Below are 17,798 nucleotides of genomic sequence, written 5' to 3' on the forward strand. Positions count from 1 at the left end.
CCGCGCCGCCTCCTTTTGAGGCAACGCAAAGGCCAGGCCTGTCACTTTTTGCGCAAGATCAAGCGCCATATCGATTGGCGTCCCAGGGGATGAGCCGAAACCGTGATGCCCATGAAGCAGATCAAGAAAGCGATCAAAGCCCCAGGGGCCCTAGCTGCCAGCGCAAAATGCTGGCCTCAGGAACGTTCACTGCACCCCATGCCCACCACCGCCGTTTCAAAACGTTTTTTGCTGCTGAGTCTGCTACTTATTGCGGCATGCACTGCACCGCAAATGCCGCAAACCGCGCGCAATTCGAGCGGCATGCTCAGTCAAGCTAACCCTCAGGCGCAAGAACTTACAAACGCCTACCCCGCCCTCGCACGTTTGCTGGCAGCACAGGTAACGGCGGGCCTTTCGCCCGGCGAAGCTCAGCTGCGCGTGGCGGCCCGTGCAGGCGTCAGGCCTGAAGAGTTGATGCACCCCACCCAAGCCCAGGACATCAGCAAAGACTTGCTTCAACGCCTCGATGCCGACACCCAAGCGCTGCTCGGCGCCGCACAAGCTGCGGGCCAGGCGCCAGGCACCGCGCTGCCCCTGATCGCCCCGCCCGGCAGCCTCTATGCGTGGACGCAGTTCAGCGACGACGGGCAAGCGCCCTTCTCGCGTGCCGTGCTGAGCGCCGTGGGGCGCTTTGCCAAAGATGGGAGCGCGCTTGCGATGGGTAGCCTGAACGACGAGTTACCGATGTCAGGCCCTGCCGCCAAGGTCAGCAACGCCAGCCCCGACGATCTGGCAGCGCGCTACGAGATGAGCGCACCGGGGCTGGGCGTCGGGCGTCAGGTGGCGCGCGCAATCACCACCGCAAGCCACTGCCCCGAGATGCAGGTGGACGGCCAAGCCGTGGCCATGAAGGTTCGCGCGCCGCGGGTGCGAGGCATCGCCAGCAACAGCGCCGCCCAAATGGGCCGAGGCCAGCCGCCCATCAAGGCCGACTTCGAGGTGCTGACCTGCGAGGCGCCCTTGCCCCCAGCGGCCCGGATTGTGGCGATCAACGGGCAGCGTCAGGCAGTGCTGGACCCTGCCGCGCTGATTCAACGGGTGGTGGTAGTGGGCGACACCGGCTGTCGCGTACAAGGGCCCGAGGCCTTCGGCCCGGCGGGGTCAACGGGGGCGCCTTTGCAGGATTGCAGCGACGAATCCGACTGGCCCTGGCGCAAAATCGCCCGCGCGGCCGCCAGCTTCAATCCGGATCTGATCATCCATAACGGCGACATTCATTACCGTGAAGGCACACCCAAAGGCCTGGAGCCCGGCCAGAGCCAGCCCAACGAGGTGCGGTACGCCGCTTATCTGGACACCATCACCTATGGATGGAAAGCCTGGCAGGCCGATTTCTTCAAGCCGGCCGGACCCTTGCTGAGCGCCGCGCCTTGGGTCATCACCCGAGGGAATCACGAGTTATGTGACCGCGCCGGTGCGGGCTGGTACCGCTTTCTGGACTACCGCAGCTTTCCGGCCGCCGAGCCGCAATACAGCACGCGCTACGACGCCAACACCTGCAGCAATTACACCGACCCCCTGCTGGTACGCCTGGGCGATCTGCAACTAATCTTGATGGACGCTGCAGGCTTGGCTGACAGCGCGGGGCGTGGCCGCAACCAAGGCTGGAGCAATGGCGACCATGTGCGCACGGCCCGGCAACTGAATGCGGTGGCCGAGGCCCCCTCCACCCGCAGCGCCGCCATCTCCTGGCTGGTGACGCACAAGCCCTTATTTGCCTACTACGCCGGCGGGCCGCAAGTCACCTCAAGCACCTGGCAATTTCAAAAGGCGCTGCAAGCCGGCGAAGAAAGTTTTGCAGCAGGCAACGGGCACTTGCCTGCGAATTTGCAAATGGTGCACTCGGGGCACATCCACGGCTGGCAAATGATCAGCCACCCCGCTGCGGCAGACTTGCCCACGCAGTTTTTGATCGGCATGTCGGGCCAAACCCTGGAGGGTCTGGTCTTTAGCTCACGCGGTGCCCGCCCCTACGCCATGGCCGTGCCGAAACATCAAGCCACCGATATTTCGCCTGACGACAAACGCTGGCCCTGGCATGAAGCGCCTTGGGCCTTTCAACAGTCCGACGGGCGCAGCGCCCGCCCCGACGCATTCAGCACCAGCCCCATCGCCCAGGCCGGCAGCGACAAAGCGCACGCCACGGAATTCGGTTTCGTCGTGTTCGATCGCCTACCCGGCACAAGCAACTGGACAGCCCGCATGTTCGACCCTGAGCGGCGTTTGTTGCGCACTTGCACGACCGAGGGCAAGCGGACGCGCTGCCAGGAATAGGGGCAGCGCCGCAGCGTTGCCGCGCCAAAAGCAAGCCCTCAGGGCGTGGTCAGGGTGTAGCGGGTATAAAAGCGCTGGCCCAAAGCATCTTGCGCGCCTAACCACAAGACATAACGGGTTGCCGTAAAGCTGGGCATCGCCAGAGCAGGTACGGCCAGCGTGGTTGTGGGCGGCAGCGGCACGGCGGTGTCGGTGATCAGAGGCGTTTGGGTGGCATCAGCCGCCAGACTCAGCACGGTGCTCACGCTGACCAAGCGCATGTCCGGGTTGGCCGCTGCCCAGTTGGCCCAATTGAGGGTGGTGCCCGCAACAAATTGGCTGCCCAGCAAAGGCGCGCTGCTGCCCACGCCGTCCAGGGTGGGAAACCGGCTCGCTGCCGGGCTGGCGGGTACATCGGCGCCCAGATAGACACTGCTTGTGGTCGCCGTGCCACCCCATGTATAGGTCACGGTGAATTTGGCGTTACGCGCGGTATCCGCGGCGCCCAACCATGCCAAGCTGGATTGCAGCAGGCCCGTGTCGCTCACGCCACCAAGTGGCACGGCGCTGGTGGCGCCCGCGGTGGCAGACACACACAGCTTGGGCAAGCCGCAATAGGCAAATGGCACGCTGAAATTACCGGCCGTCTGCAAGGTGGCACTGCTCAACAACAGAGTACCCGCGCTGCTTTGCGCCTGGATGGTGGCCTGCAGGCCGGTGGAAGGGTTGGGCGTGAAGCTTGTGCTGCTGCTGCCGTCCGCCGCCAACGCCGTCATGGCCATGGGGGTGACCGCCAACTCAAGCTTGCGGCCATTGCCGATCAAGTTCCAGGTGCTGCCTGTTGTGGAAGTCTTGTTGAAGCTGACTGCATCGCTGAAGAGATCAACCACCGTGCCTGATGCATCGCTGATCGGGGCTGACACCAGCACCCGGTTGCACAAACCATTGCTAACCGCCACGTCCGCGCAGCCCGTGATCAGCCAATGCCCAAATTGGCGATTGCCCGCCGCATAACTCGCCAATTTGGCGGCTACATCGGCTGGAGCCCGACCGTTGTGCGTGTCGTAGCTGGCCAGCAGCGGTGACGCAGCCATGCCACTGGCATTGAGCCCTTGCGCAATCAGCTTGTTCAATGCGGCGCTCAAATTATCCAGAGCGCCAAGGTTGGCCAGCGTGCCGGTCGGGCTGGTAGTGGCGAGCAAAGTGGAAGTAATGGCGTTGGCCGGGGTGCTGGCCGTTGTTTTCAACAGCTCGGTCTGCGCCGTGGGCAAAGCCACCACCACTTCAGCCGCTTGGCTGGGCTGGAGCTTGTTGTTCAGCTGCAGCTCCATCACGCCCTTGCTGTTCTTGACTACGCGCACGCTCAAAGTCTCAATCAGCAAGTCTTGCGCGCCTTTGTTGGCGGCAAAAGCCGGGTCGGCCAGCAAATCCAGCGCGGCGGTGTTGCTGATTTTCAGATCGCTGAGCTGCGTCTTCACCAGGGTCTTGACAAAGGTGCTGGCGGCACTCGCTGCGGTGGCCACCGCAGCAACCGACGTTGTGTTCTGCGTCGGTGCGGAAAAAACGGCTTGCGGATCCCCTCCAACGGCCAAGGCCACGATGGCCTGGCTCAAAGGCGTGATGTGGGCCACCATGGCTGGCGCAGCAGCACTCAGAATCGGCACCGCCGAATGCAAGACCTGCATCGTGCCGGCAGCGTCCATGCCACGGGCCTGCACCAGCAGCGGCGCCGTCAGGCTTTTGCTGCTGAGGCTGAGCGTGTAGCTGCCATCAGCCGCCAGCGTTTGTGCACTGCCCACGGTCGCGCCCGTACCGTCCAGCACCGTGATTGTGGCCAAGGTCAGGGGAGAGCCCACTGCCGCCACACCGCTGAGGCTTGGCGTCACACTGAAGGTGGTGCTGCCGCCACTGCTGGTGCTGGCGTCACTGCCTTTGCTACCGCCCCCACAGGCACTGACCACCATGCCGAACAGCAAGGCGGAGAAAGCTCTAAGGAGTCGGCCCCTGACATCAGGACCCACATAGACAAGGAGATTGCGCAACATGGCCATTTCAAGCTGAAGGCCCGAGGCCTTCTTGTCGCATGATCTTGCCAGCAAGTGATGTCCGGGATTGACCGGAGATGCAGGTGGTTTCAGCACCTAACCACAAAACTCAACTGCATGCGAAAACTCGGTCGCGCAGTGCAACCGGCCACGCTACGCAGCGCGCCAGATATCGTCGAGATGGGTAAAACCCCACTCTTGCGGCGACTCACGCCCCACCACCCGGTCTTGCGCGGCCGGGCTGGAGAGGTCCAAAACATGCACCGGCAAGGGCAGTTTGGAGCGGGTGGAATAGAACACCTTCACGATCGGGGCAGCCAAGCTCTGCGGATTGAGGTCCACCACCACGGCCAAGCGCCCTGACTCCAGGCGGACCAGACTGCCCACGGGGTAGATGCCAACGCACTTCACAAAGGCCTTGAAAATGGCGGGGTCGAACTGCCCCGTCCATTGCGCCATGCGCTGAATGGACCCTGCCGGATCCCATGCACTTTTGTAGGGGCGCGTCGAGGTGATGGCGTCATACACATCGCAGATGGCGCCCATGCGCGCCAGCACGCTGATTTGTTCGCCCTTGAGCTTTTGAGGGTAGCCGGTACCATCCATTTTCTCGTGATGGTGCAGGCACACGTCGAGCGCCGAGGCCGGCACCGCCCCACCCACCAAAAGCATCTGGTAGCCACGCACGGGATGCGAGCGGATCACATTGAACTCGGCTTCGGTGAGCTGGCCGGGCTTGTTCAGCACGTCAAGCGGCATCATCATCTTGCCAACATCGTGCAGCAAGCCCGCGAGCCCGGCATCCCGGGTTTGGGCTTCATCCATGCCCAATTGCTTGGCCAAGGACACCATCAGGGCGCACACCGCCACCGAGTGCATATAGGTGTAGTCGTCCTTGGTCTTGAGCCGAGCCAAGCTGATCAGAGCCGAAGGGTTACGGGAGACGGAATTCGCCACATCTTCAACAATCGAGATGCATTGCGCGTTGTCCACGGCCTTGCCCATCCGCGCCTCGCCGAACAGGTTCATCACCGCCTGCTTGGACCGATTGATCACCTTACCCGCCTGAAGCACCTCAGCCCCCAGGCTGACCTGAGCGGCGCTCTGCTGCGGGAAGTGCGCTACCGGTAGTTCAGGCTCCTGGGCAGCAAGCACAGGCATGACCAGTGCAGCAACCACCTCGGCCTCGTCAAGGGCGCGCTGGGGGTCTTTCAACGCCGGCACGTCGCTACCGCGACTGATGTCAATCCAGACAAATTGGACGCCACTGGTCAGCAAAGCTTCAAGGTCGGCCTGTTCGGTGAGGACGAACTTGGTCTTCCAAAACGGATGCGACAGCCACGAGCCTTCCATGGACTGGAGATACATGCCGAGTTGAACGAACTGGGTCGGGATTTTTTTGAGCATTGCCGGCTTTGCAGCTCATTAGGACAACAAGACACAAAGTATCGCGGAATCGCAAAAACGGCGTGCAAGACAAAGAGATGAAAAAAGCCGCCTTTCGGCGGCTTTGCACGGTTCAAGTCAGCTTGACTTGATGGCTAGCTGTACTCAGCGGAACTTGCTTTGCGGCACAGTGCGCAATTCGCTGGGCACAGAGGCCAGATAGCCAGCCAGCGCCTTCAACTCCGCATGGCTGAATTGCTTGACCTGGCCTGCCATGATGGCGTTGCCACGCCCCACCACCGGGTTGCCTTCGGTCTGGTAGGACTTCAATGCAACGTAGAGGTAGTCGGCGTACTGGCCAGCCAACTTGGGATAGCTGCCATCAATGGGCTTGCTGAAATTGGCACCGTGACAAGACGCACAAGCGCCCTTGGTGAGCAACTCAGCCACTTGGGCCGGCGCTGGCGCCAGGGTTTCGGCCACCGGCGCGGCACCAGCTGCTGCAGCTTGCGCCTCGTAGTAAGCCGAGATGTCGGCAATGTCTTGTTCGCTCAATGTTTGGGCAATGCCGCGCATCGTGGGGTGCTTGCGATCGCCCTTGCTGTAAGCCGTCAAGGCGGAAGCAATGTACTTGGCATTTTGACCCCCGATCATGGGCACCTTGTGCAACTCAGGAAACGTCGCGCGGTACCCCGGAATGCCATGGCAGCCAATGCACATGGCCACCTTGGCCTGAACGCTGGCCGCACCGGCCGCCTGAGCTTGAACAGAGGCTGCGCCGCCCAACATGGCGCACAAAGCAATCGAGATCTGCAACAGTTTTTTCATAGTCCCGTGGTCTTGATCTGAGGTCGGCGGCGATTATAGGGCCCGCCTTATACTGAATTCACCCTTAAACCTATTTGATCGACAGCATGAAATTTGCAGGCTCTGACCAATACATCGCCACGCCCGACTTGATGCTGGCCGTGAACGCAGCTGCAACGCTGCAACGCCCTTTGTTGATCAAGGGCGAACCCGGCACCGGCAAGACTATGCTGGCAGAAGAAGTCGCCGCAAGCCTGGGTATGCCCCTGTTGCAGTGGCACATCAAATCCACCACCAAGGCCCAGCAAGGCTTGTACGAGTACGACGCCGTCAGCCGTTTGCGCGACAGCCAGTTGGCTGGTATCGAGGGCGCGGAGAAGGTGCGGGAGATCAACAACTACATCGTCAAGGGCGTGCTCTGGCAAGCCTTCGAGGCGGACCGCCCGGTGGTTCTGCTGATCGACGAGATTGACAAGGCCGACATCGAATTCCCCAACGACTTGCTGCGTGAAATCGACCGCATGGAGTTTTATGTCTACGAGACCCGGCAACTGATCAAGGCCAAGCACCGGCCGCTGGTGTTCATCACCTCCAACAACGAAAAGGAGTTGCCCGACGCGTTTTTGCGCCGCTGCTTCTTCCACTACATCAAGTTCCCCGACCCGGCGACCATGCAGTCCATCGTGGACGTGCACTTCCCGGGCTTGAAGAAAGAGCTGCTGGCCGCCGCGCTGAAAACATTTTTCGAGGTGCGCAACCTGCCGGGTCTGAAGAAAAAGCCGTCCACATCCGAACTGCTGGACTGGCTCAAGCTGCTCGTGGCGGAAGACATCCCCACCGAAACCCTGGCCACGCAAGACGCATCGGTCAGCGTGCCGCCTCTGGTCGGTGCCTTGTTGAAGAACGAGCAAGACCTGACGCTGTTTGAAAAGCTGGTGTTCATGCAGCGGCATAACCGTTGATTTCAGCGCCATGAATCAAGCACTGAAGAATGCCCTGCAAGAGGGCGTGGCCGACGCCTTCGGCTTCGTCCTCGGCGCCCTGGCCGGCTGGAAGCTGGGCTTGGCCCTGGGCTTTGATTTTGTGGGCAGCGCCGCCTGGGGTTTGCCTCAGATCACTGGCCTGCTGTTGATTCTGGCCGGCTGCGGCGCCGGCCGCCTGCTGTGCCGCAGCCTGCTGGCGCATTGGCGCCAGACGCACTGAAGAGAGCTCAACCCTCATGAAACGCAAGGTTTTCGATGCCCAAGCGCTCTGGCAACTTGAACGCGTCGGCGCGCCCAGCCTGTCACCTGACGGCGCCCAAGTAGCCGTCAGCGTCAGCCGTTATGACGCCGACAAGAACAAGGGCAGCAGCAGCCTGTACCTGCTGTCGACCTTCGGCGGTGCACCACGGCAACTGACCGTTGCTGGCGAAAAAGATGCGGCGCCGCAATGGAGCCCGCGCGGCGACCGCATTGCCTTCATCGGGCGACGCGAGCAAGAGGGCGTCAAGGACGACGAAGCCCAGCTCTACCTGATTGCCCCCGATGGCGGCGAAGCGCGCCGCGCCGGCCCAGACGCGCAAGGCATCGCCACCGGCGTCGAGTCCTTCAAGTGGTTTCCTGACGGCCGCCGCATTGCCTTCGTTTCCTGGGTCTGGCCCGAACTGCGCGGCAGCAAGGCACAAGCCAAGGCGCTGAAAGAATTCAAAGCACGCAAGGCCACAGGCTACGTCACCTCACAAGCCTGCTACCGCTTCTGGGACCACCACATCCCCATGGGCCGCGTGCCGCACCTGCATGTGCTGGACGTCGACAGCGGCAAGGTCACCGACTTGTTTGAGGGCAGCGATATCAGCCTCAGTTGGGCCGAACCCGACATGAACTGCTTCGATATTTCACCGGATGGCCGGCGCATCGTCTTTTCCTTCGACCCCGCGCAGGAAAAGCGTTTGGACAACCGCTTCGCCCTGGGTGAAGTGGAAGTCAAGGGCGGCAAAAAAATACGCACCCTGCTGCAGGACAAAGACTGGCATCTGGAAGCGCCTCGCTACAGCCACGGCGGGCAGCACCTGGCCTTTATCGCCAGCCACCATGGCTTCAAGCACACCATGCCGGCGCAGTTGGCGGTGCTCGACACGCAGGGCCAATGGGCGGTGGTGTCAGACACCTGGGACCACGAGGTGAGCGCACCCCTGGTCTGGGCGGAAGACGACCTGCACCTGCTCTTCACTGCAGAAGACCGGGGCCGGCGTCACCTGTGGCAATTCAATCTGCAAACGCAAGAAGCGGCCCTGCGCTTCGAGGGCGGCAATGCCACGGCCTTCTCGCAGGCGAATGGCACGGTGGTGGTTCAGCACGACAGCGTGCAGTACCCGCCCCGGCTGTCGGCGCTGAATGCTGACGCCCAGCCTGAGCGGATCGAACACTTCAACAATTCGGAGTTGGCCCGCTATGCCCTGGCCACCCATGAGGAGGTCACGCTGCAAGGCGCGCAGGGCGACGCAGTGCAGATGTGGTTGGTCCACCCGCCCGGCTTCGACGCCTGCGACAAGAAGAAATACCCCGTCATGCACGTGATCCATGGCGGGCCGCACACGGCCTTTGGCGACTCCTGGCACTGGCGCTGGAACCACCAAGTATTCGCGTCGCAGGGCTACATCGTGGCCTGCGTGAATTACCACGGCTCGTCCAGCTTCGGCCACGCCTTCAAAGACGCCATCACGCACCGCTGGGGCGAACTGGAGTTGCAAGACATTGAAGCCGGCACCGACTGGTTGCTTCAAAAGGACTGGGTGGACAGCCAACGAATCTACGCCACCGGTGGCAGCTACGGCGGCTATATGGTGGCCTGGATGAACGGACACGTGCAGCCGGGGCGTTATCAGGCCTATATTTGCCATGCCGGCTGCTACGACTGGCAGGCCATGTTTGCTGACGACGCCTACACCTGGCACGCCAAGGAGCTGGGCGCCTGGTACTGGGACGACCCGGCCAAGATCGCCGCGCAAAGCCCGCACAGTTTTGCCCAGCACATGCACACCCCCACTCTGGTGATTCACGGTGCGCAAGACTACCGCGTGCCTGACGCCCAGGGTCTCGCTTACTACAACACCCTCAAGGCGCGTGGTGTGGACGCACGCCTGCTGTGGTTCCCTGACGAAAACCATTGGGTGCTCAAGCCCCAGAACAGCTTGCTCTGGTATGGTGAATTCTTTTCTTGGCTGCGTGGGCATGCGCCCGGCAAGCCAGACAAGCCGACCGCCCGTTCCGCCAAGAAATAGCGTTAAAGAACTCCGATGCTGATCAAATTCTTCTACACCTTGCGCGCCGCCAAGCTGCCGGTCTCCGTGCGGGAATTTCTGAGCCTGCTCGAAGGCTTGAAGGCCGGCGTCATCGGCTCAGATGGCCCACCCAGCATCGATGACTTCTACTTTCTCGCCCGGGCCACCCTGGTCAAGAATGAAGCGCACTTCGACAAATTCGACCGTGCCTTCTCGGCCTATTTCAAAGGGGTGGAACTGCTCACCGACTTCAGCAAAGAGGTGCCGCTGGAGTGGCTGCGCCAACACCTTCAACTGGAGCTGACGCCCGAGCAAAAGGCCGCCATTGAAAAAATGGGCTGGGACGAGCTGATGGAGACGCTCAAAAAACGTTTCGAAGAACAGAAAGAACGTCACGAAGGTGGCAACAAATGGATTGGCACCGGCGGCACCAGCCCCTTTGGCAACAGTGGCTACAACCCGCAGGGCATCCGCATCGGGGGCGCCAGCCGCAACAAGAGCGCCGTCAAGGTTTGGGAGCAGCGCGCCTACAAAGACTACGACGACAATTTGGAGCTGGGCACCCGCAACATCAAGGTGGCGTTGCGCCGTCTGCGCCGCTTCGCGCGTGAAGGCTCTGAGCTGGAACTCGACCTCGACAACACCATCCACAAGACGGCCGCAAATGCCGGCATGCTGGACATCCGCATGATCCCCGAACGTCACAACAAGGTGAAAGTCTTGTTGCTGATGGACGTGGGCGGCACCATGGACGAGCACATCCACCGGGTGGAAGAGCTGTTCTCGGCCGCCAAGTCAGAGTTCAAACACATGGAGTTCTTCTACTTCCACAACTGCGTCTACGACTTTGTCTGGAAGAACAACCGGCGCCGCTACGCCGAAAAAACACCCACCTGGGACATCATTCGCAAGTACAACCGCGACTACAAACTGATCTTCGTCGGCGACGCGACCATGAGCCCCTACGAGATCCTGCAAGCCGGCGGCAGCGTCGAGTACAACAACGAAGAACCTGGTGCGGAGTGGCTGCAGCGCCTGGCCAACGCCTTTCCCAAATACGCCTGGATCAACCCCGAACCGCAGGGCGTGTGGCAGTACCGCCAAAGCGTGGCGCTGATCCAGCAGATCATGCACCAGCGCATGTTCCCCTTGTCGCTGGCGGGGCTTGAAGGCGCGATGCGATTGCTGAGCAAATGATTCGACGTTCAAGGGCTCCGGCCCTGCGACAGCGGGCGCCTTCGGCCGTTCTTGCCGCTCCGGCCTCACTTTCGTCGCCTGCCCGGCATGTGTCGCTGTGCGCTGCGCTATGTGTATGGCTGTGTATGTCGCTGTCCGCCTGCTCAGGCCTGGCCCCTTTCAGCCGACAAGCCGCAGCACCCGACGCCAAAGTACAAGCCGCAACGGCCCCTTCAGACAGCGCCAGCGCGCCGCAAGGCGTGCGCATGGTTGCGGAGTACACGCTCAATGTGCAGGCGCCTTCAGAACTGCGTGAACTGCTTACCGAAAACCTGGACCTGGCCCGCTTCCGCAATGCGCCGGCCGACCAACGTTTGGGCACACAGGAGTTGGCCCGACTCAGTGCCGCAGCACCCCAGCAAGCGCAATCCCTGCTGGAGACTGAAGGCTACTTCAACGCCCGGGTCACGGTGGATCGCGACTTGACGCAAACACCCATCGTCGTCACGGTCAAGGTCGATCCCGGCCCGCGCACCACGATCAAGAACGTGACGTTTTCTTTCAGCGGAGAGCTGGCACCGCCTGAATCTGGCAGCGCGTCTTTGCCCGCACCGCAGCAGGCCGCCCAACAGCAAGCCGAACAACTGCGCAGCGCCCTGCAAGGAAGTTGGCCGCTGAAAAATGGCGCGCCTTTTGTGCAGGGTGCTTGGTCCAACGCCAAAACGGCCTTGCTCGGCCAGGCGCGCGCAAAAGGCTATCCGCAAGCGCGGCTCGAGCAATCGGCGGTACACGTCGATGCTGAAACCAACAGCGCCGAGATTGAATTGCAACTCGACAGCGGCCCCTTGTTTCGCCTCGGTGAACTGCACATCACGGGACTGAAGAATCAACCGCCCGAAGTGATCGAGCGCCTGAGCGGCTACACCCCCGGCGATCCGTACTCCGAACAAGCCTTGCTTGATTTTCAAGAACGACTGGTCAAGACCACCCTGTTCGACAACGTCAACATCACGATTCGCCCCGAGCCCGATGGGCCGGTGCAAACGCCTGTGTGGGTAGAAGTGCGTGAAGCGCCGCGCCAGCAGCTCACCACCAGCCTGGGTTACAGCTCCGGCAACGGCCCGCGTGTGGGCCTGGACTACACCAACCGCAGGCCCTTTGGCTTGAACCTGCGCTCGCGCTTCAAAATGAATGTCAGCCAGGAAAATCCCTCGCTGGACTGGGAATTGAGTTCGCACCCGCGCACCGACATGCAGCGCGACCTGGCGGCTCTCTATCTGGAACGCGTGGTGGAAGACGCCAAGGTCAGCATCAACTTGCGTGCCCGCCTGGGCCGCCTGCGCGAGACCGGGGCGGATGACCGCATCTACTATCTGGAGGTGCTGCGCGCCCATGAAACCGACCCCCAGCAGCAAATCAACAGCGGCGCCGTTTCTGCCAATATCCAATGGACCCGGCGCCGGGTGGACAGCACGCTCAAACCCACCACGGGCTATACCGCGAGTCTGCTCCTGGGCCTGGGCCGGGCTGACAACACCATTGCCAACAGCGGCACCTTCGGGCGCAGTGAATTGACGCTGCACGGCTACCAGCTCCTGCCCGGCGGCTGGTACGGCAGCGCCCGCACCAATTGGTCTGAAATTTTCTCCCGCGACGATGTCGGCCTGCCCGAAGCCCTGCGCTACCGCGCCGGCGGCGACGAGTCGGTGCGCGGCTACAACCTGCGCGATCTCGGGCCCGTTGACAGTGATGGCAATGCCACGGGCGGGCGCGTCATGTGGACCGGCAGCCTTGAGCTGGCCCATGCCCTCACCGCCAAATTGCCGGACCTGCAGGGCGCCGCCTTTGTCGATGCGGGCCAAGCCGCCATGGGCTGGAGCACCCTGCACCCCACCGTCGCCACCGGCCTCGGCTTGCGCTACCGCAGCCCGCTGGGCACCTTGCGCCTTGACTTCGCCCATGCCCATGCCACGGGCAATTGGCGCCTCCATTTCAGCGTGGCCGTGGCCATGTAAACGGGCCTAAGCCTCCATGCAAGCCCATCCAGACCCTCAAACCGACACCGCCGACGCAGGCGCGGCACAGCCAGCGTCCGGCCCAGCCCCGACCCGCCGGCCCAAGGGGCACGGCCTCTTGCTGAGCCTGCTGGCCGTGCCTGCCCTGCTCTGCGCCGCCGGCACGGGCCTGTGGTGGGGTGTGGCCAGCGAGGCCGGCACACGCTTTGTGCTCCAGCAGATTCCGGGGCTGAGTACCGAGCAGGTTGAAGGTACTTTGGTCGGCGATTTCTCGGCAAGCCGCCTGCGCTACACCTTTCCCAGCACCGCCCCGCACAGCCAAGCCGCTGACACGATTGAAGTACAGGGTTTGAAATGGCAAGGCCTGAGCCTGGCCTGGAGCCACAGCCCACGCCTATGGGGAGAGCTCAGCCTGCGAAGCTTGCACGCCGATCAAATCCGCCTGGCGCTGGCCCCATCGACCGAAGCCAGCCATGCACCCACCGATCTGTTGATTCCGCTGGGCGTGCACGTTCAGGCCTTGAGCGTCGGCCAATTGCAAATGCCCGAGCTGGGCGACAAGCCCCTGCGTGATCTGCGTGGCCGCATTGAGCTGAGCCAAGCGCAGGGCTTGCGCCACGATATTCTGCTCGATCACCTGGGCTGGGATCTGCTGGAGGCCAGCGGCAAGGCCAGCTTCGCCACCACCGGCACGCTGGCACTGCAAGCCGATTTAAAGCTGCTGTCCGCTGCGGGCCTTCAAGGCTTGCCCGCCTGGCAGGCGCAACTGCAGGCCCAAGGGCCACTGTTGCAGCCCGAGATCAAGGCCACCTTGCAGGCACAGTCGCAGCAACTGGCGGCGCAGGCAACGGTTCACCCCTTTGCCGCCTGGCCCTTGCAAGCGCTGCAATTGAACACCCACCAGCTGGATCTCGCCGCACTGCTCTCCGGCGTGCCGCACACCGCCTTGAGCGGCACAGCCACCCTCGGCACCCAAGGGCCAGCCACAACACCGGCCCAGGATGCAACGCCAGCGAAGACCGCCGCACCCCATGCACCGCGTGCACCAACCTTTCAACTGGCCGTTGACCTGAACAATGCGGCTGCGGGCCCCTGGGACCGCGCACGGCTCCCGCTCCGCTCCCTGGCGCTGGACATGAGCCTGCAGCCCGACGACCCGGCCACCTTGCTGATCCGCACGCTCGATCTGCAGCTGGGCAGCACCCAGTTGCCCGGCGGGCGACTTCACGCCACGGGCACCAGCGCCAGCCCGCAAGGCAGCCAATTGCATATTGCGCTTGAACAGCTGCGTGGCGCAGCGCTGCACTCCCAGCTGCAGGCCTTGCAGCTCGAGGGCAAGCTGTCGATCAGCAGCATTCAAACCCTGCGCCAATTGAGCGGCGCACAAGACCCGCAGTTGCAGCTGAATGCCCAGCTTTCAGGGCAACTTTCAACGCCGCCCTCGGGGCCATTGGCCGGGGCAACAGGCCCTGCAGCGCCGGGCGCGCTGGCCCCCACCTTGCATCTGCCGCCCCAACTGCCCTTGAGCCTGCATCTGCAGGCGCAGCTGGGCAGCAAGCTAGTCAAGCTGCAGAATTTTCTGCTCAAGGCCGGTGCCGCTGAGTTGAAGGGCAGCGGCGAGCTGGCCCTTCAACAAGCGGCCAGCCTGCAGCAAGGCTGGCGCCTGTCGACCGAAGCCAGTGCGCAAGCGCCCGATCTGCGCCGCCTGCTCCCTGGCGTGGCCGGCAGCGCCTGGCAGAGCCAAGCCCAAGCACTGGACCTTCGCTTGAAGGCTGAGCTTCAGTCGCCCCCCCCGGCGAGCGGTTCGGGCAAGCCGACCCGGGCGGCCCAAGCAACCTTGCTGCAAAGGGCACCCACCGGAGCACTCAGCGTTCAGTGGCTGCCGGGGTCGCTGGCGGGTGTGCCGGTCGGTGGGCAGTTGAGCTACAGCCGAGTCGGCAGTGCCCTGCCCTCGGCCAAGGCCGAATTGCAAATGGGCGACAACCACCTGTTGGGCGAAGCCCATCTGGTGGCCGATGAACAGTTGCAAGCCCGGCTCGACGTGCAGGCGGCGCAATTGAACCAGGCGCAAGGCCTGCTTGCCAGCTTCATCCCACAGGCCCAGGTGAGCGGGGCCATCCAGGGCAAGGTCCAGCTGCAAGTCAGCCCCGAAACGACAGCCAACGTCAACCCCACCCCAAGCAGCACCGGCGCTTGGGCCTGGCACACCGAATCCGATCTGCGGGCAACCCAGTTGCAATGGCAATTCGCGCCAGCAAGCAGTGGCAACAACAAGGCCCCTGCCCCTGCCTCACCCTCCCGCTTGACCGCTGCGCAGCTGCAATGGTCGCTCAGCAGCGGGCTCAACAGCCCGCTGTCAGCGCAGCTGAGCATGGAGCAATTCAAGGCACAAGGCCTGACGCTGAGCAACACAAAACTCCAATTACTGGGCAGTTGGGCGCAACACGAATTGCAGCTGAACGGCATCAGCGAACTGCCCATTCCCGTGGCCTTGATTCCCCCCGGCCAAGCCCCGCACCAGCAGGCCCGAGGCACTTTCAAAGCGGCCCTGCACGGGAGTCTGGACACCGCGCCGCTCAAGCTCTGGCAAGACGGCGGGCATTGGCGTTTCACCAAAGCTCAAGGGCTGGCGCAGCCCCAAGACCCCTCGCTCGGCCCCTGGTTGCAGGCCCAGGGGCTTGCCGGGCAATTGAGCCTCGGTCCGCGCGCTGAAGTGCAAACGGCGGAACTCTCACCCGGCCGACTGACCCTGCTGGGCGCGGGTTTTACTTGGCAACAGATGGCATGGCAAGGCGGCCAGCGTATCGCCCTGGATCTGCGCCTGGAGCCGCTGGCTGTTGCGCCGCTGCTGGCGCGCTGGCAACCCGATTTCGGTTGGGGTGGCGATCTGGTGATGAGCGGCTACGCCCACGTCAGTGCACAACCCGCCCTGGCCGTCGACATCGCACTGGAGCGTACACAGGGCGACCTCAGCGTCACCGACGACAGCGGCACGCAACAGCTCAAACTCAGCGATCTGCGTGTGGGCTTGATCGGCAGCCCCGGCATCTGGCACCTCACCCAGTCGCTGGCGGGCAGCAATGTAGGCGCACTGGCCGGCGCCTTGACGGCGCGCAATGACGATGGCCAAGGTTGGCCCAACGCCCACTCGCAGTTGGAGGGCGTGCTGGAGGCGCAAGTGGCCAATTTGGGCACTTGGGGCGCATGGGTGCCCGCCGGGTGGCGCATGGGCGGTGGTATTCATGCCAGTGCAAGTTTTGGCGGACGGCTCGGCGCACCAGAAATCACGGGCCAGGCGCGGGCCGAAAAACTGTCGCTGCGCAACCCCCTGATGGGCGTGGACATGCGAGACGGCGAAATGTCCCTCACCCTCAGTGGCGGCAAAGCGCAACTCGAAAGCTTCCGCGTACTCGCTGGCGACGGCGAATTGACCGGCGCCGGCACACTCCAATTGGGGGCAGCACCACGTGCGGACTTTCAGTTCAAGGCCAACAAGTTCGCCATCCTGCGGCGTGTGGATCGGCGGCTGGCGGTCAATGGCCAGGTCCGCATGCAGATGGACGCCAATGCCCTGGACATCCAGGGCGGGCTGGACATTGACGAGGGTCTGTTCGACTTCTCGCGCGGCAATGCGCCCGAGTTGGGTGAAGACGTCATCGTGCGCCGCCCCGACCGCGGACCTGAGGTGGTGGCTGATAAATCGACCCCCAAGCGCCCCATCAAACTCAAGCTCGACATCGATTTGGGCAAAAAGCTCCGCGTGCGGGGCCACGGCATCGACACCCTGCTGGCCGGCAATCTGGCACTGACCCAGGCACCGACCGGCCCGGCCCTGAACGGCCAGATCAAAACCGTGAAAGGCACCTTCGATGCCTATGGGCAAAAGCTGGGCATCGAGAAAGGCCTGATCACCTTCACCGGCGTGCTCGACAACCCGCGCCTGGATGTGCTTGCCCTGCGCGCCAACAACCTCAACAGCACCAGCAATGACGAAGTCCGCGTGGGCGTGAGCATCACCGGCACGGCGCTGGCCCCGCGCATCAAGCTCTACTCCGACCCTGAAATGCAAGACAGCGCCAAACTTTCATGGCTGCTGTTGGGCCGTGCCCCGGATCAATTGGAAAGCAACGACTCCGCGATGCTGCAAAGCGCCGCACTCGCACTGCTGGCTGGCGACGGCGAAAGCATGAGCAGCAAGCTCAAAAAGACCGTCGGCTTGGACGAGTTGTCTTTCGACGGCAAGGGCAGCGACATCAAAGGCACCGTCTTGCGTGTGGGAAAAAACCTCTCCGACCGCTGGTACGTGGGCTACGAGCGCGGACTCAACACCACCACCGGCCTGTGGCAGCTGATCTACCGCATCGCCCAACGCTTCACCCTGCGCGCCCAATCCGGCGACGACAACGCGCTGGACTTGATCTGGCAATGGAAGTGGGAGTAGACACTGCCGCCAGCGGCCAGCCAGTTGTCCAAGCAACTCATGCGAGAATCCAGCCCGCCCTCACCCGAGGGCGCGTCTCGCTATAGTTCAATGGATAGAACGGGGTCCTCCTAAGACTCAGATGTAGGTTCGATTCCTACTGGCGGGACCAACCGCTTGGCGTCGAATTGACAAGTCTTACGACGCGATGATGACCCTGCGTGCGTGGTCGCACCCATCAGTTCAGCTGAAACTTTGCGACAAATTCGACGCCTAACGAATGAAAGGGACTTCCCCGTCCCGAGCTAGCCGCGTTGCGGCAAACGGCAACTGAGTGCCACGATGGGAAGTACGGTATCTCATCAACTTACTCGGAAGGGGAAATCATGGCC

The 17,798-nt window shown here is 62.8% G+C and carries 10 protein-coding genes and 1 tRNA gene; 8 read left to right on the top strand and 3 right to left on the bottom strand.

Going from position 1 to position 17,798, the window contains the following annotated elements; all coding sequences use genetic code 11:
* Nucleotides 1-198 precede the first annotated feature (198 nt).
* On the top strand, nt 199-2,316 hold the full coding sequence (locus tag PRZ01_RS18275; RefSeq protein ID WP_273598279.1) for a metallophosphoesterase: 2,118 nt from the start codon (nt 199-201) through the stop codon (nt 2,314-2,316).
* A gap of 38 nt (nt 2,317-2,354) precedes the next feature.
* Here the strand turns inward: PRZ01_RS18275 and PRZ01_RS18280 are convergent, their stop codons facing one another.
* The 3 genes from PRZ01_RS18280 to PRZ01_RS18290 all read right to left on the bottom strand — a co-directional run bounded on the left by PRZ01_RS18280 (nt 2,355) and on the right by PRZ01_RS18290 (nt 6,554).
* A complete protein-coding gene (locus PRZ01_RS18280; RefSeq protein WP_273598280.1) occupies nt 2,355-4,340 on the bottom strand; it encodes a hypothetical protein in 1,986 nt (661 codons plus the stop codon).
* 153 nt (nt 4,341-4,493) lie between these two features.
* On the bottom strand, nt 4,494-5,747 hold the full coding sequence (locus PRZ01_RS18285) for an HD-GYP domain-containing protein (protein ID WP_273598281.1): 1,254 nt from the start codon (nt 5,745-5,747) through the stop codon (nt 4,494-4,496).
* A gap of 144 nt (nt 5,748-5,891) precedes the next feature.
* A complete protein-coding gene (locus PRZ01_RS18290) occupies nt 5,892-6,554 on the bottom strand; it encodes a c-type cytochrome (RefSeq protein WP_409993874.1) in 663 nt (220 codons plus the stop codon).
* An 86-nt stretch (nt 6,555-6,640) separates the two neighbouring features.
* Between PRZ01_RS18290 and PRZ01_RS18295 the strand changes: the two genes are divergently transcribed.
* From PRZ01_RS18295 to PRZ01_RS18325, 7 genes are all read left to right on the top strand, one after another.
* Nucleotides 6,641-7,495 (top strand): AAA family ATPase, encoded by an 855-nt coding sequence (locus PRZ01_RS18295; protein WP_273598282.1) that lies wholly within the window; start codon nt 6,641-6,643, stop codon nt 7,493-7,495.
* Between the two features lie 10 nt (nt 7,496-7,505).
* Nucleotides 7,506-7,736, top strand: a complete 231-nt coding sequence (locus tag PRZ01_RS18300; RefSeq protein WP_273598283.1) for a hypothetical protein — start codon at nt 7,506-7,508, stop codon at nt 7,734-7,736.
* A 16-nt stretch (nt 7,737-7,752) separates the two neighbouring features.
* On the top strand, nt 7,753-9,795 hold the full coding sequence (locus tag PRZ01_RS18305; RefSeq protein ID WP_273598284.1) for a S9 family peptidase: 2,043 nt from the start codon (nt 7,753-7,755) through the stop codon (nt 9,793-9,795).
* A 15-nt stretch (nt 9,796-9,810) separates the two neighbouring features.
* Nucleotides 9,811-10,992, top strand: coding sequence for a vWA domain-containing protein (locus tag PRZ01_RS18310; protein WP_273598285.1), 1,182 nt, complete (start codon nt 9,811-9,813; stop codon nt 10,990-10,992).
* A 125-nt stretch (nt 10,993-11,117) separates the two neighbouring features.
* Nucleotides 11,118-12,986, top strand: coding sequence for an autotransporter assembly complex protein TamA (locus PRZ01_RS18315; RefSeq protein WP_273598286.1), 1,869 nt, complete (start codon nt 11,118-11,120; stop codon nt 12,984-12,986).
* Nucleotides 12,987-13,002: 16 nt separating this feature from the next.
* Nucleotides 13,003-17,427 (top strand): translocation/assembly module TamB domain-containing protein, encoded by a 4,425-nt coding sequence (locus PRZ01_RS18320; RefSeq protein ID WP_273598287.1) that lies wholly within the window; start codon nt 13,003-13,005, stop codon nt 17,425-17,427.
* Between the two features lie 76 nt (nt 17,428-17,503).
* Nucleotides 17,504-17,578 (top strand) — tRNA-Arg (locus tag PRZ01_RS18325).
* Nucleotides 17,579-17,798: the final 220 nt, after the last annotated feature.

Source organism: Roseateles koreensis (assembly GCF_028595305.1).
Taxonomy (GTDB): Bacteria; Pseudomonadota; Gammaproteobacteria; order Burkholderiales; family Burkholderiaceae_C; genus Paucibacter_A; species Paucibacter_A koreensis.

Bases quoted from the DNA above. Each gene is read 5' to 3' on its own strand.
- PRZ01_RS18315 (WP_273598286.1), top strand. From the start codon at position 11,118: ATGTCGCTGTCCGCCTGCTCAGGCCTGGCCCCTTTCAGCCGACAAGCC.
- PRZ01_RS18275 (WP_273598279.1), top strand. From the start codon at position 199: ATGCCCACCACCGCCGTTTCAAAACGTTTTTTGCTGCTGAGTCTGCTA.
- PRZ01_RS18300 (WP_273598283.1), top strand. From the start codon at position 7,506: ATGAATCAAGCACTGAAGAATGCCCTGCAAGAGGGCGTGGCCGACGCC.
- PRZ01_RS18305 (WP_273598284.1), top strand. From the start codon at position 7,753: ATGAAACGCAAGGTTTTCGATGCCCAAGCGCTCTGGCAACTTGAACGC.
- PRZ01_RS18310 (WP_273598285.1), top strand. From the start codon at position 9,811: ATGCTGATCAAATTCTTCTACACCTTGCGCGCCGCCAAGCTGCCGGTC.
- PRZ01_RS18290 (WP_409993874.1), bottom strand. From the start codon at position 6,554: ATGAAAAAACTGTTGCAGATCTCGATTGCTTTGTGCGCCATGTTGGGC.
- PRZ01_RS18285 (WP_273598281.1), bottom strand. From the start codon at position 5,747: ATGCTCAAAAAAATCCCGACCCAGTTCGTTCAACTCGGCATGTATCTC.
- PRZ01_RS18295 (WP_273598282.1), top strand. From the start codon at position 6,641: ATGAAATTTGCAGGCTCTGACCAATACATCGCCACGCCCGACTTGATG.
- PRZ01_RS18320 (WP_273598287.1), top strand. From the start codon at position 13,003: ATGCAAGCCCATCCAGACCCTCAAACCGACACCGCCGACGCAGGCGCG.
- PRZ01_RS18280 (WP_273598280.1), bottom strand. From the start codon at position 4,340: ATGTTGCGCAATCTCCTTGTCTATGTGGGTCCTGATGTCAGGGGCCGA.